Raw genomic sequence first — 15647 nt, 5'->3', positions numbered from 1 at the left:
ATTGGATTTATTTTAGTTATGATGAAAAAACTTCACTAGTTCTGGGCGTTTTATTGACTTTAAATCGCTTTCAAAATAATGTATTCATATAGTTACACTATTAAACATGACAGCGCTTTCATGAAATATCAAACTCATCATATTGGAGTGATACTATATGGACAAAAAAACTACAGCGCATATTGTCTCTCATTCACATTGGGATCGTGAGTGGTATATGCCTTTTGAAAAACATCGATTTGATATGGTTAAGTTGATAGATAATCTACTTGATTTATTTAAGAACGATGATCGCTTTCGTAGTTTTCATTTAGATGGACAGACTATTTTACTAGAAGACTATTTAGAAATTCGTCCTGATCGCAAAGATGAATTGAAGAAAGCCATTCAGGATAAAAAATTGTATATCGGACCTTGGTATGTATTACAAGATGCATTTTTGACTAGTTCTGAGGCTAACGTGCGGAATATGCTTTACGGTATGCAAGATAGCAATGAGTACGGACAACCTGTTATGATTGGTTATTTTCCTGATACATTTGGAATATACGGACAAGCGCCACAGCTGTTGCAACAAGCAGGTATAGAAACCGCAGGCTTTGGTCGAGGGGTAAAGCCGACAGGATTTAATAATACAGTGGGGGAAATGCAAAGTTATGAATCTCCTTTCTCAGAAATGCACTGGGTATCCCCTGACGGTTCCAGCGTTTTAGGTATTTTATTTGCGAATTGGTATTCTAACGGTAATGAAATTCCGACAAACCAAGATGCAGCGCAAAAATATTGGGAAACAAAATTAGCTGACGCAAAAAAGTATGCATCCACCAATCAATTATTGTATATGAACGGGTGTGATCATCAGCCTGTACAAAAAGACATGGGAGATGCGATTCAACTAGCCAATGAAATGTATGAAGATATTGAGTTTGTACACTCCAATTTTCCTGATTATATGGATGCTGTCAAGCAACATTTGCCAGATGGATTGCAGTCCATTCACGGTGAGTTACGCAATCAACGGACGGACGGATGGGCTACACTCGTGAATACGGCTTCTGCTCGCATTTATTTAAAACAGATGAACCAAAAGAGTCAATCTTTACTAGAAAGAAAGGCTGAACCACTATCTGTCATGGCGAGTTTGCTAGGATTTGAATACCCGAAACAGTATCTGAAATATGCTTGGAAAACATTAATGAAAAACCATCCTCATGATAGCATTTGTGGCTGTAGCGTGGATGAAGTGCATAGAGAAATGGTCACCAGGTTTGAAAAAGTAGAGCAAACTGCGGAGATGATTATTGCCGAAAATGTACAAAACATCGCTTCACTGATAGAGACGAAGCCAAGCTTTACGGATGATGAGCAAGTTATTCCACTTATTGTGTTCAACACTTCAGGTTGGAGTAAAGATGAAGTAATTACGAAAGAAGTGGAAGTAGAGAAAGTCTTTTTTGCAGATATGTCATTCGAAGAAATACCAAGTTATTTAGAACAAAAGCAACTTCCATCTTTTATCTTGAAAGATGCACAAGGTAACGAACAGTTGCTTACCGTCAAAGATTTAGGTGTTCGCTTTGGCTATGATTTACCTGATGATGGGTTCCGTCGAGCTTATTTCGCAAGAGTTGTAGAAGTGCAATTTCTAGCACAAGCGCTTCCGCAATTTGGTTATCAAACGTATTACGTCATGCCACAAGTCGAAGTATCAGAAACGCTGCTTGAAACTTCTCCTATTGCTAAAAGTGAACGGGAACTAGAAAATGAACATCTGCATGTCCATATTCATGACAATGGTGCTTATACGTTAACGGACAAGGCGTCTGGTAAAGTATTTGAGCATCTCGGTATGTATGAGGATACAGGAGATATCGGGAATGAATATATGTTTAAAATGACAGGCAATAGTGAAGCACTTACCACAAGTGATGTAACTGCTGAAATCAAGTTAGTGGAAAATACAGCCGTTCGGGCGACAGTAGAAATCAGACATCAATGGGAAGTTCCTGCCTCTGCAGATGCTGCTTTTGATGAGGAAAAAGCGCGTCTCGTGTGGCACAAAGATCGTAAGGCTGGTCGGGCTAAAGATATGAAGACAATCAACATGACTACGCTATTAACGTTAGATAAAGCGGCAAAAGGAATTTCCTTAAAAGCAACGATGTTAAACACAGCGAAGGATCATCGTATTCGCGTGTTGTATCCAACGAAATTAAATATCACGGATCACTATGCAGATAGTATATTTGAAGTGGTAAAGCGTAGTAATAAACCAGAGCCAGAATGGGAAAATCCAAGCTTTGACCATCATCAGCAAGCTTTTGTTGGCGTCTCTGATGACCATCATGGACTCACGATTGCAAATAGAGGCCTGCATGAGTATGAAGTACTTTCTGAAGACAGTACGGTAGCTGTTACGATACTAAGAGCAGTATCTGAACTTGGAGATTGGGGAGACTTCCCTACTCCAGAAGCACAATGTCTTGGAGAGAATACGGCAGAGTGGTTTGTTATTCCGCATCAAGGCACTGTTATTAACTCAGATGCAATGCAGCATGCATACCAATATCAGAGTGATGCAACGGTACTGCAAAGTGATATGCATCCAGGTTCATACGCAAGTGCTCATTCCTTTATGGAATGGGAAGCGCCGCCGCTCGCTATGACTTCTTGTAAAATGGCGGAGGAAAATGAGGATATCATACTTCGTTGGTTCAATGCATCACAGGACAAGGTGACGCTAACGCATACATTTGCTCAAGGGAAGAAAGCGTATTTAAGCAATATTATAGAACAAAAAACAACGCAACCTTTACTTGAAGAAAATAAAATAGAAGTCAATCCATATGAGATTTTGACAATCGGGTGGGAGAAGTAAACATCGTAATGAAATAAACATAAAGGAGAATGACCAATGGGTGAAAGCAATCCAAGCATACCAAAGTCAATGCAAGCAGTGATAAATAAAGTAAACGAACACTTTGCGCATGACGAAAAAATACAAAAGATGTTTCAACAATGTTTTGTCAATACGTATCAAACGACATTAAAACAACAAGAAGATGGCAGTACATTTGTGATTACTGGCGATATTCCAGCGATGTGGCTGCGTGATTCTGCTGCACAAGTAAGACCTTACCTCATCCTTGCAGAACAAGATGAGCACATGGCAGATATGATTGAAGGGGTAGTGCGTAGACAGTTTCAATACATTAATCATGACCCTTACAGCAATGCGTTTAACGAAACGAGTAACGGACAAGGACATCAGTCGGACAACACGGACATGACTCCGATGATCTGGGAACGCAAATATGAAATCGATTCATTATGCTACCCGATACAGCTTGCTTATTTATTATGGAAATCTACTGGGCGTACGTCTCACTTTGATGCGTCCTTCGTAGAAGGCTTGAACAACATACTCAAAGTATGGAGAACAGAACAACATCATGAAGAAGATTCCCCGTATCGTTTTGAACGAGAAGATGTAAGGCAGTCGGACACGTTAACGCGAGGTGGGAAAGGTTCGAAAGTAAGACAGACAGGCATGACATGGAGTGCATTCCGTCCTAGTGACGATGCATGCCATTACGGTTATCTCGTTCCTGCAAATATGTTTGCGGTTGTCGTATTGCATTATGCAGTGGAAATCTGTGAGCAAGTACTACATGATCATGATTTAGCAAAGCAATGTTTGACGCTAGCAGCAGAAATCCAAACAGGCATTGAAAGTTACAGTGTTATGGAGCATCCTGTACACGGTGAAATGTACGCATACGAAACAGATGGATATGGAAACTACAATTTAATGGATGATGCGAACGTTCCGAGTTTGATGGCGATGCCGTATTTAGGCTACTGTGATTTTACAGATTATAAATATACACGGACGCGCTCTTTCCTTTTGAGTAGAGACAATCCTTATTATTACGAAGGTAAAAAAGCAAAAGGAATCGGCAGTCCTCATACCCCAGATCATTATATTTGGCATATTGCATTAGCTATTCAAGGGATGTCAGGAACAGACAAACAAGAAAAGCTAGACATATTAAATATGTTCAAGGAAACGGATGGGGATACGGGTTTTATGCATGAGGGATTTGATGCAGATCGTCCATCTGAATTTACGAGAGAATGGTTTTCATGGGCCAATTCTATGTTTAGTGAGTTCATTCTTAGTCTATGTGGCATAGCGGTAAAAGATAGTCCACTTTATCATGCATTACAAAAGCAATGATATATCGTTTTTATGCTTCATGCTTGCTTGTTAGATGGTAATGGGTTAAACAGCCAAAGAAGCAACAGGACATCATCGTTCGCTAATAAGCAAGCATCCTACATATAAGGGGGAGATGACTTCATAAGCACAATGACTTAAAACCCAATCGGTGTTGTACTTCAGTGGAGGTAAGAGATAGAAAAATATTGTTTTTATTGTTCAACGTTGTTTGTGGATAGTAGGGAGAGAACTAGACCAACAAACAAGGAGATGAACAAATTGAACAGAACAAAAACTTTTTTTGCAACACTATTATGTATAGCTATGGTGGTTATTATTCCTCAAGCGATACAAGCAGAACAGCCAAGCTCATCGTATTGGTTTCCACAAGATTTGCTAGAGTGGACTCCTGAAAGTGATGGTGATGCAGTCTACAACCGCAGCATGATCCCATTGGCAGATAGAGAAACAGGACATGCAGTGAATGACAATGCACAGTCTGAAGCAAACCTCGTAGCATTAAGTTCTATGAATCAAGCAACGAGTGGTGTACCATCACAAGGAGGAAATACGTTCGAATCGAATACGTTCTCCTACTGGCAATATGTTGACCTTATGGTGTACTGGGCTGGTTCAGCTGGAGAAGGGATTATCGTACCACCAAGTGCAGATATTATCGATGCTGCACATAAAAATGGTGTTCCTATTTTAGGGAATGTTTTCTTCCCACCAACGGTATATGGTGGTCAACTTGGTTGGTTTGATGAAATGTTAGTGCAAGATGAGAATGGAAACTTTACTGCTGCAGATAAATTATTAGAAGTAGCACAGTACTATGGATTCGATGGTTGGTTTATCAATCAGGAAACAGAGGGTGCTACTAGCGCACAAGCAAAAAAAATGCAAGAATTCTTAATTTATTTGCAGGACAACAAGCCCGAAGGCTCCCACATTATGTGGTACGATTCCATGGTTGAAAGTGGTCAAATCGCTTGGCAAAACGCTTTAACTTCTAAAAACGATACGTATCTACAAGATGGGGACAAGCGTGTTGCAGATAGTATGTTTTTAAACTTTTGGTGGAATAACCAACAAGCATCTGGTCAAAAAGCAAAGGACATCAACAGATCTCCATATGATTTGTATGCTGGTATTGATGTAGAGGCAAATGGGGTGAATACTACCGACATTGCATGGGAAGGCATTTTCCCTCAAAATGGTTCTCCATACACTTCCTTAGGGATTTATCGTCCAGATTGGGCTTATAAAGAAAAAACATCCATGGAAGATTTCTATGCAAAAGAGCACTTGTTCTGGGTAGGACAAAATGGAGATCCATCTGACACTGCTAACAATGGAAGCTGGAAAGGGATGGCACATTACTTCACTGCCAATACTCCAATCAATAGCTTACCATTCGTTACACATTTCAACACAGGTAGCGGTAAATTCTTTGCTATTGACGGAAACGTAGAGCGTGATTTGGAATGGCATAACCGTAGTTTACAAGACATTTTACCTACTTGGCGTTGGATAAAGGAAGGCAGTCAAGGACTTGAAGTTGATTTTGATTGGACAACAGCATACTACGGAGGAACTTCCTTAAAAGTTAGTGGTTCATTAGAGCAAAATGGCAGCACGAACATTCCGTTGTACAAAACGAACATCAAAGTACAAGAAGATACACAGTTATCATTAGCTTATCAACATAATAGTGAAGATGTGGATATGAAAGTAGGAATTAGCTTTACAGACAGTCCGGAAACCTACACTTATTTAACTGTAAGTGAAGGGTCAAGTGAAGCTAGTGAGGAGTGGAAGCAAGCATTCATTGATTTATCTTCTTATAAAAATAAACATATCGCCGCAATCTCATTGCAATTTTCCAGTACAAATGGCGTAGAGAATTATATTGCCAACATTGGAGAATTACAATTATACAACCAAAACAGTAAGACAACACCGAGCGAAGTGCAGCATGTGAAAATAGAAAAAGAAATGTTCACAGATGGAACTTACGGTGAAATCGCACTGAGTTGGGAAGATGCAAACAATGACATGGTAAGTCATTATGAAGTTTATCGTGTGATGGCAGATGGTAGTCGTCAATGGGTAGGAGCAACGCCGAATGATGTTTACTACTTAGCTAACCTTTTACGAGATGGAAAAGAAGCAACAAGTGTATTTGAAGTCATAGCAGTGAGTGCAACATACGAAAAAAGTAATGCGCAAAGCGTTGAGTTGACATGGCCAGCATATCCAACACCTACGGCAGATTTTAATGTGAACAAAACACTGGCAGCACCAGGTGAGGAAATTCAATTTTTGAATTTATCTTCTGAAGTTACGGAAGAAGTGACTTGGTATTTTACAGGAGCGACAACAGAGACAAGTACAGAACAAAACCCTGTCGTTACGTATGATACAGAAGGCACGTACTCCGTTAAATTAGTCGCTAAAAATAGCGAAGGTGAAGATGAATTGATGAAAGATGGCCTGATTACCATTTCAAAAGATGCTGTGAACATCACTAACATCGCATTAAATAAGTCAGCATCAGCGAATGGAGCATGTAATCAAGGTGAAGTTGCAGCATTTGCAGTGGATGGAACACTAGGGAAGAAATGGTGTGCCCACGTTACGCCGCAGTGGTTGCAAATTGATTTAGGTCAATCGTATGACATTGCAAAATTTGTGATTCATCATGCTGAAGCGGGTGGTGAATCTGCTGGATTCAATACCAAAATATTTAACATTGAAGTAAGTATGGACGGAGAAAACTGGAGTAAAGTCGTTGACGTTGATAATAATGTGCTTGGGGTTTCTGAACATAACATTGCATTAACGGAAGCACAATATGTTCGCTTTAATATTATCAAGCCTACCCAAGGCGGGGATCAAGCAGCTCGAATTTATGAATTTGAAGTGTTTGGTTTATAAGGCTGGTATAGTCATCATCAACAGTAAGGATTGAAGTGGAAGAGAGAATATCACATGTTTGATATTCTCTCCCAACCCATTTTCACGAAGGAGGAGCTACATCATGAAATTACTTCAAGAAGCGAGTGAATGGATCTGGCGAATTGTTGCTGCCAACATACTCTGGTTTTTATTTACGATATTAGGTTTAGGTATTTTTGGTTTTTTTCCGGCGACGGTTGCTCTATTTACGTTAACGAGAAAGTGGTTAAGACGAGAATTAGAAGTACCTTTGTGGGGTACCTTTGTGAAAGTTTACAAGCAAGAGTTCCTTCGTGTTAATGGTTTGGGATTCATATTTATCGGTATTGGTATTTTCCTTTACATGGATCTAAGGATTGTAGGCAACGTAATGGATGGATTTTTGTCATTGTTGTTGTATGTGTTTATCATGGCACTTTTCATCTGGTTATTGTTAGCGGTCATTTACTTTTTTCCTCTTTATGTTCATTTTAATATGACATGGAAGCAATATATAAAACAATCTTTTATTATTTCTTATGTTTATCCTTTAACTACGATTTTTATTTTAGTAGGATTGTTCATTATTTTTTACAGTATCAGAACTTTAATGGGACTTATTCCGTTTATTAGTGCTGTTTTTCCTGCATATTGGATCACATGGATCACTTTAAATAAGTTCGATCAAATTAGTGGGAAGTAAAGGCGCTCTATTTATCACTTATATATCACTTATCATGCGAAAGGAAGAGGACGATGTTTTATACAGAAAATAAGCTGGAAAATAGAATACGCGAAATAGAAGATTATCGTTATCGAGATCGTTTTCACATTGAAAAATTTAACACCGCGGAGGATGATGGTGCAGTAGGAAGTTATCCTCCTGCCGATTTCCAAGATGGTGAGATGCGTCTTTCAGATCGTTGGAGTGGAAGAGATAAGTATATATGGTTACAAGCAGATGTTGCTGTTCCAGAGGAATGGAAGAGCAGAAAGGTCGTTGGAATTTTTGATTTCGGTGAAACGGGTGGGGGCAATAACAGTGGTTTTGAATCGCTGCTGTTTCTTGATCGTCATCCTTTCCAAGGGGTAGATTCCAATCATAAAGAAGTATTTTTTCCAGAACATACAGTTGGAAATTTAACTTCCCTGCATTTTCGTTTATGGTCTGGTATGGAAGGTGGCGGTGTACCGAGAGCGCAAGAGCATCGCATTGTTCGTGCCGAAATGGCTTGGTTAGATGAGAAAATAGATGATTTATATTACACCGCTAAGACCGTACTAGAAACAGTAAAAGAACTAAGCGATGAGCAACCAGAAAAACATCTATTGCTCAAAGCTTTAGATAACGCGTTTATGCTAATTAATTGGTCCAATCCTGGGTCAGACGTTTTTTATGCTTCTTGTGGTGAAGCCATTCATAGCTTGCATGAAGGAATAAGTAAAATAGAAAAGCAACATCCTGTCACGATTCATAGTATTGGGCATACGCATATCGATGTGGCTTGGCTATGGCAATTGAAACATACGAGAGAAAAATCCGCACGTTCTTTCTCTACTGTACTGCGTTTGATGGAACAATACCCTGAATATCTTTTTCTTCAGACACAACCGCAGTTGTATGAATATATCAAAGAAGACTATCCCGAAATTTATGAACAAATGAAGAAGCGAATAAAGGAAGGACGTTGGGAAGCAGAGGGTGCGATGTGGCTGGAATCGGATTGCAATATTCCAAGTGGTGAATCCCTCGTCCGTCAAATACTATACGGAAAAAGATTTCTAGAAAAGGAATTCGGTATTACAAGTCGTTATTTATGGCTTCCCGATGTATTCGGATACAGTTGGGCATTACCGCAAATATTAAAAAAATCTGGTATCGAAACATTTATGACGACCAAAATTAGTTGGAATCAGTATAATCGGATGCCGCATGATACGTTCCATTGGAAAGGAATGGACGGGACAGAAATTTTGACACACTTCATTACGACACCGGAACCTTGGAATGGACCAGATTCTTTCCACTACACGTATAACGGTTTTGTTACGCCTCATTCTGTCAATGGATTATGGAAAACGTATCGTGAAAAAGGCGCAAACCAAGATTTACTGCTCTCCTATGGGTATGGAGATGGCGGTGGTGGTGTAAATCGCGATATGCTAGAGAGTAGAAGAAGATTAGATGACATGCCAGGGCTTCCACACGTGAAACCATCCAAGGCAGGAGCATTTTTTGAAAAGCTACATGAGAACATCAACCAAACAGATCAATACGTTCATCGCTGGGACGGGGAATTGTATTTAGAATATCATCGTGGTACGTATACAAGTCAAGCGCACAATAAGAAAATGAACCGTAAGTTAGAACTTGCTTATCGGGAGGCAGAGTGGCTTGGCGTCATGCAAGCGCTAGAACAAGGCTGGCAGCAATATGAGAAAGAGACATTGGACGCAGGTTGGAAAATTATATTACGGAATCAATTCCATGACATCATTCCAGGTTCATCCATTGAAGAGGTGTACCAGGATTCTCGTATAGAATATGAAGAGGCATGGCAAAAACATCAGCAATTAGAAAGCAAGGCCGTTACTGCGCTAACACAAACAAAGCAAAAAACATATACCGCTTTTCATGCTTCACACTTTCAACAAGGCAATATCGTAAGTATTGCCATCGATGAAGATAACAAGCAAGAAGGTACATGGGAGCATAAGGGACAAGCATTAGTTGCACAGCAATCAGGAGATCAGTGGATGGTATACGTTCCTGAGTTAGCGTCCTTCTCTGCTGTAGAACTAACCTATAGTACAAATAAACAACCAGCGACAACGGAAATGACTACCTTAGTAGCATCCTCTGTTGAGCAAGGGTTGGAAACTGATTTTTATATCGTCAAGTGGAATGAGCATGGACAATGGACTAAGTTATGGGATAAAAAGGCGCAGCGAGATGTACTAGCTGCAGGTGAACGTGGAAATACACTACAAGTATTTGAAGACAAACCGATGGCACATGAAGCATGGGATATAGATATTTTCTATCAAGAAAAGATGGAAGAAATCGTAGATTTGTGTGAAGTAAAAGTCATAGAAAATGGTCCACTGCAAGCGGTTGTATACTTTGAATGGAATTATGGACAGTCCAAATTAAAACAAACAGTGAAATTTTACCGTGATAGTAAACGCATTGATTTTGATACGAATGTAGATTGGCATGAACAAAAGCAATTGTTGAAAGTTGCTTTTCCAGTAGATATTAGATCAACGGAAGCGACGTATGACGTGCAGTATGGGAATGTGAAACGCCCTAACCATTGGAACACAAGTTGGGATATGGCGCGTTTTGAAAGTGTTGGTCATCAATGGGCAGACTTATCAGAAACAGGATATGGTGTAAGTTTAATCAATGATTGCAAATATGGCTACGATATTTTTGGTCATGTGATGCGCCTATCTTTAATTAAATCCGCTACACATCCTGACCCTCATGCAGATCAAGGGCATCATCAATTCACATATGCTTTACTGCCACATGAAGGGGATTGGAAGCAAGGGGAGACCGTACGTGAGGCATGGAATGTCAACAGCAAGTTGCAAGCGATCCCTGGTGTAGTTCAATCGCCTGGTTCCTTTTTAACGGTATCCAATGAACATATTCATATTGATGCAATTAAGAGAGCGGAAGAGCAAGACAAAGTCATTGTTCGTTTGCATGAAGTAGAAGGCAGAAGAGGAGAAGTGACACTTGGTTCTGCTTGGAACATAGAAGAGTGGCAAGAAGTGAACTTAATGGAAGAGAAAATAAGTGATCCAGTGGTAGACGAAAATATATCTTTTTATATTAAGCCGTATGAAATTAAAACGTTTATGCTAACGATAAAAAAATAAGTTTGTAAGATTTTTTAATCTTATATACCTATTAGACTTACCTTTTCATTACATGTAACATATTATATAATAGATGTGAAATATTGTGTCGAACAGTGTATTTATTTGGTGATCTGTCTCATTGTATGTATGAGGTAGATCCCTTTCTTCTTTTCTAGCATGTTTACGGGGGTATGGAGTATGCTGTTTAAAAAATGGTTTCATTCTAAGGGGAAAGTATTTCATCGTATTTTATGGATGAACTCTATCATCATGCTTGTGTTTATGCTTATACTCTTTCTTGTCGTCTGGAACTACTATAACGATGTGGTGGCACAGAGAGAACTAGATAAAAATACGCGCACATTAGAGCGGATTGAAACTTACTTTAATCATAAACAGGATTATGTAAGAAGCGTGTTTAATGGGCTACATCAAGCAGACAAAGTTGAAATCATAGAAGGAATTTCCTATTTTGTCAATCATACGTACACCGAATATTACGAATATAAACTAAACAAATATAAACAAAACCCATCTTCTATTCCTAATGATTTCGAACAATATGTATACGACTCCTTTATCGAAGAAACGGACGTTGTTGCGGTTACAATCACTGGAACGGAAAATGAAGCAAATCAATATACAGATGCTTTTCATTATTACGATTGGTCTAAAATACAGAAAGGGGAAGCACAAAGCTTTACCGTGGTGAAAGGGATAAGAAACCCTGGAACGTTAATTCCCCTAGCAGAAGCGAAGGTGTATTATAACTTCGATGGCATTCAACATTTTGTTGAAACAAGCAACGAGAGAAACGAACATATTTATATATATGACAGAGATAAAAATGTCATATTTTCTAATGGTAATGCATTGTTGGACGAGATACTTCCTGTTAGTAGTGAAACAGGTTTAGAAACACTTTCTGATCACGATTATTATGTCAATCGTTTATTTGATGAAAGGACAGGACTATTAATTGTAGGTGTCATTCCATCTGATGGACTGGTAGCCTTTACATTTGTTCATTTTACCATCATTATTGTTACGTTTACCTTGTGTATGTTTGCGATTATCGTGACGTATTTGACGATGAGAAAATATGCAAAGCGAATTGATATGATTGTACAATCCATGGAACATGTTCAACGTGGTAATTTAAAAGTACAAATACCTGATGATTCACAAGAAGATGAACTCACTACGATTTCAAATAGTTTTAATAAAATGCTCACGGATTTAAATCATTACATCAACATCGTATACGTTTCGGAAATCAAACAAAAAGAAGCTAAGATGAAAGCGTTACAATCGCAAATTAATCCACATTTTCTCTATAACACATTAGAAACGATACGGATGAAAGCTATTGCAGAAGGCTCTAAAACAACAAGTCAAATGATCATGTATCTTGGTAAAATGTTTCGCTATTCTTTACACGGTAAAGACGTCGTTAGAGTGGAAGATGAACTTGCACATGTGCATCATTATTTAAATTTATTTCAAATACGTTATCACAATACCCTACAAGTAGAAGAAATTGTTTCCGATAAATTAAAAGTGTATAAAATGCTTAAATTCACCATTCAACCTATTATTGAGAATTATTTGATTCACGGTATACGCAAAACCGAAACATCCAATGTGCTGCAAATCAAATTTGAAGAAAAAGATGAACGTTTAGTCATCGTCATTAAAGATAATGGGAAAGGTATACGCCCAGATCGACTACAGCAAATTAGAGACATGTTATCAGGAGCAAACGGAATGGGAGATTCCTTAGGGATGCAAAATGTTCACGAACGTATCCAACTCATGTACGGTGAATCGTATGGATTACATGTGGATAGTGTTCTGGATCAAGGAACAACGGTATCCATTTTTATGCCAGTACAACAAGAACTTATACAACTAACGAAAGGGTCGTGATGTAAGTGTATAACGTATTTATTGTGGATGATGAGCCTATTATTGTGGAAGGAATGAAATCTATCATTCATTGGGAGGAGTACGGGTTAAATATAATAGGTTTCGCTCATAATGGAAAACAAGCATTACAAGCTTTGCGATCGTTACAAGGCGAGGAGTGTCATATACTTATTACGGATATTATGATGCCGGAGATGAACGGGTTACAATTAATACAATCTATAAAGCAGTTATACCCAGAAATGAAATTTATTTTGCTCTCCGGTTATCAAGAGTTTGATTATGTCAAACAAGGGATTACTTTAGGAGTAGAAAATTACTTATTAAAACCTATCGATGAAGAAGAATTAGCCACGACCTTACAACAAACGACGCAACATTTAAAAAAGTCTGTGCAACGTCAAGATGACAGAAATGTACTGAGAGATAATACCGTATGGAGATGGCTAAATAAAGATGTAGATCGAAAGCAATTAGAGGAAAGACTATCTCTATATCGGATACAACAATCTTTACCCCAAGTGACCGTTGCAATTATGGAAGCTGATTTTACCATCCCCTTAACTTCAGATACCTTATTTGAATTTCGCGATGCATTAGAAATTAAAACGAATAGCTTATGTATTATTGCTCCTCACCAATACTTCATATTTGTCTGGTTTGGACATAATCGAGAAGAGGTAAAGCAAGATGTCATGTATGTGGAAGAGCAAATGAAAGCAAAGGAAGAAGTACATGATTTTTTTATTACATTAGGCAACACGGTGATGGAAGAAGAGCAAGTATTTCATAGTTTTGAACAAATACAAAAACTAAGAAAAGCTAGATTCGCTTTAACGGCGGAGACCAACGTGATCACAGAGAAATTTGCAGGACACTACTTTCTTTCATCCGATCAAAGTGTGGGGTTAAATGTAAATCTTGAACCCATAATCGGTCATGCATTACATTACGAGTATGAAGCTGTAGAGCAAAGTATACATGAAATGTACGATCAAATATTCGACGAAAATGTATCGATGGATACATGCAATATAGTTAGAGGGTTAACGATTGAAATATTAAGTAGATTGCATGCGGAGTTAGGTTCTAAACAGCATCATTTCATGAGTTTATCCACTATGGTATCCCATTTGATGACGGTAAAAACGAAAGAACAGTTAAAACAGCAATTACTGCAATATGTACAGCAGATGATGAGAGAGCAGGAAGAGCAAGAAGGGAAAATGAGCCCTATCATACAGAGTGTCATTCATTATATAAGTAATAATTTGCACGAAGAATTATCACTGAAAACGCTAAGTCAACGTTTTCACGTCAATACGAACTATTTAGGTCAATTATTTCAGCGCGAAGTCGGGAGTGTTTTTTCAGAATATGTCAATCATATGCGCATTGAAAAAGCTAAATCGTTATTATTGCAACCACAATATAAAGTAGGAGAAATAGGTAAAATGGTAGGTTACTCTGATCCCACTTATTTCTACAAACAATTCAAAAAAAGTATAGGATGCACACCAAAAGAGTGGAGATCCGCTAAATTTGCTTAAGTAAAAACCGTTTATTACCTCCCTTCTCAAGGAAATGATGTCTCTCTACACTATCTGATATGGAGAAATTACTGCTAGATGAAATTAGTCCAAGAAAACTAATATTAGTTAACTACCAAGGAATGCTAAACGGTTATACAATAATAGTGTAGAGAGAACACATACTAGAATAGGAAAGGGAGGGGGCACTATGGAGTGGTTAAGTAGGCCATTGCGCGATATTTATAAAAATAGAATATGGCTACTAATGGTATTACCGGGACTAATATGGTTTATCTTATTTGCATATATACCGATGGGTGGACAAATATTAGCTTTCAAAGATTTTAGACAAGGCCATGGTGGATTTATCAGCAATGTTATAAACAGCGAATGGGTTGGATTTGAAAACTTTGAGTATTTATTTACGAGTAACGATGCTTGGGAAATTACGCGCAATACACTAGGATATAATTTAGTTGGTATTTTTCTTGGATTAGTTTTCGCCGTAACCTTTGCCATTATTTTAAGTGAAATAGCGAACAAGAAGTTAGCGAAGATTTATCAGACAGGAATGTTATTCCCACACTTTTTATCCTGGGTTGTTGTTAGTTATTTCGCCTTTGCATTTTTAAGCAAAGATAATGGTTTGCTTAATAATATTTTTTCTTTTTTCGGATTGGAAGCGGTTTCTTTTTATTATGAGTCTGAATATTGGCCGTTTATCCTCGTCTTTATGGGACTTTGGAAAAGTGTTGGGTATAGTACAATTTTCTATTTAGCAGCTATCGTTGGTATCGATCGATCTTATTATGAAGCAGCAATGATCGATGGGGCAACGAAATGGCAGCAAGTGAAACATATTACGATACCGATGCTCGTGCCACTTATGATTATTTTAACGATTCTTGCATTAGGTGGTATTTTCAATTCAGATTTCGGTCTATTCTATCAATTGCCAAGAGACTCTGGTGCATTGTATGAAGCGACAAATGTCATCGATACGTATGTATATCGTGCTTTACAAAATAATGGTGATATTGGGATGAGTACGGCTGTAGGGTTGTACAAATCTACAGTTGGATTTATTTTAGTGTTGCTGACAAACTACATTGTGCGAAAAATTGACGAAGAACAAGCACTATTCTAATAAA

Annotated in this window: 8 protein-coding genes; all 8 read left to right on the top strand. The window is 38.2% G+C overall.

Annotation, left to right across the window (positions count from 1 at the left end; genetic code table 11):
• The first annotated feature begins 157 nt into the window (after window positions 1-157).
• Window positions 158-2878 carry an alpha-mannosidase gene (locus D1Z92_RS04850; RefSeq protein WP_128894532.1) on the top strand — a complete coding sequence of 907 codons (2721 nt, stop codon included), beginning with the start codon at window positions 158-160 and terminating at the stop codon, window positions 2876-2878.
• A gap of 36 nt (window positions 2879-2914) precedes the next feature.
• The gene (locus D1Z92_RS04845; RefSeq protein ID WP_370741215.1) at window positions 2915-4240 is read left to right on the top strand and encodes a glycoside hydrolase family 125 protein; all 1326 of its coding nucleotides are present in this window, start codon (window positions 2915-2917) and stop codon (window positions 4238-4240) included.
• A gap of 261 nt (window positions 4241-4501) precedes the next feature.
• Entirely contained in the window at window positions 4502-7162 is a 2661-nt protein-coding gene (locus tag D1Z92_RS04840; protein ID WP_240666572.1) for an endo-beta-N-acetylglucosaminidase, read from the top strand.
• Between the two features lie 103 nt (window positions 7163-7265).
• Window positions 7266-7865, top strand: a complete 600-nt coding sequence (locus D1Z92_RS04835) for a YesL family protein (RefSeq protein WP_128894530.1) — start codon at window positions 7266-7268, stop codon at window positions 7863-7865.
• A gap of 53 nt (window positions 7866-7918) precedes the next feature.
• Window positions 7919-11053 carry an alpha-mannosidase gene (locus D1Z92_RS04830; protein ID WP_128894529.1) on the top strand — a complete coding sequence of 1045 codons (3135 nt, stop codon included), beginning with the start codon at window positions 7919-7921 and terminating at the stop codon, window positions 11051-11053.
• Between the two features lie 180 nt (window positions 11054-11233).
• On the top strand, window positions 11234-12964 hold the full coding sequence (locus tag D1Z92_RS04825) for a sensor histidine kinase (RefSeq protein ID WP_164931454.1): 1731 nt from the start codon (window positions 11234-11236) through the stop codon (window positions 12962-12964).
• Between the two features lie 5 nt (window positions 12965-12969).
• On the top strand, window positions 12970-14514 hold the full coding sequence (locus D1Z92_RS04820; protein ID WP_128894527.1) for a response regulator transcription factor: 1545 nt from the start codon (window positions 12970-12972) through the stop codon (window positions 14512-14514).
• Between the two features lie 190 nt (window positions 14515-14704).
• Complete coding sequence (locus D1Z92_RS04815; protein WP_128894526.1) at window positions 14705-15643, top strand: ABC transporter permease; 939 nt, start codon at window positions 14705-14707, stop codon at window positions 15641-15643.
• The last annotated feature ends 4 nt before the right edge of the window (window positions 15644-15647 follow it).

The sequence above is a fragment of the Longirhabdus pacifica genome (assembly GCF_004115085.1).
Classification (GTDB): domain Bacteria; phylum Bacillota; class Bacilli; order Paenibacillales; family DSM-105158; genus Longirhabdus; species Longirhabdus pacifica.
This window is presented reverse-complemented; position numbering and strand designations above follow the sequence as displayed.

What these genes read in the sequence shown, in the direction of transcription:
- D1Z92_RS04850 (WP_128894532.1), top strand. Translation starts at nt 158, where the DNA reads ATGGACAAAAAAACTACAGCGCATATTGTCTCTCATTCACATTGGGAT.
- D1Z92_RS04845 (WP_370741215.1), top strand. Translation starts at nt 2,915, where the DNA reads ATGGGTGAAAGCAATCCAAGCATACCAAAGTCAATGCAAGCAGTGATA.
- D1Z92_RS04835 (WP_128894530.1), top strand. Translation starts at nt 7,266, where the DNA reads ATGAAATTACTTCAAGAAGCGAGTGAATGGATCTGGCGAATTGTTGCT.
- D1Z92_RS04830 (WP_128894529.1), top strand. Translation starts at nt 7,919, where the DNA reads ATGTTTTATACAGAAAATAAGCTGGAAAATAGAATACGCGAAATAGAA.
- D1Z92_RS04825 (WP_164931454.1), top strand. Translation starts at nt 11,234, where the DNA reads ATGCTGTTTAAAAAATGGTTTCATTCTAAGGGGAAAGTATTTCATCGT.
- D1Z92_RS04815 (WP_128894526.1), top strand. Translation starts at nt 14,705, where the DNA reads ATGGAGTGGTTAAGTAGGCCATTGCGCGATATTTATAAAAATAGAATA.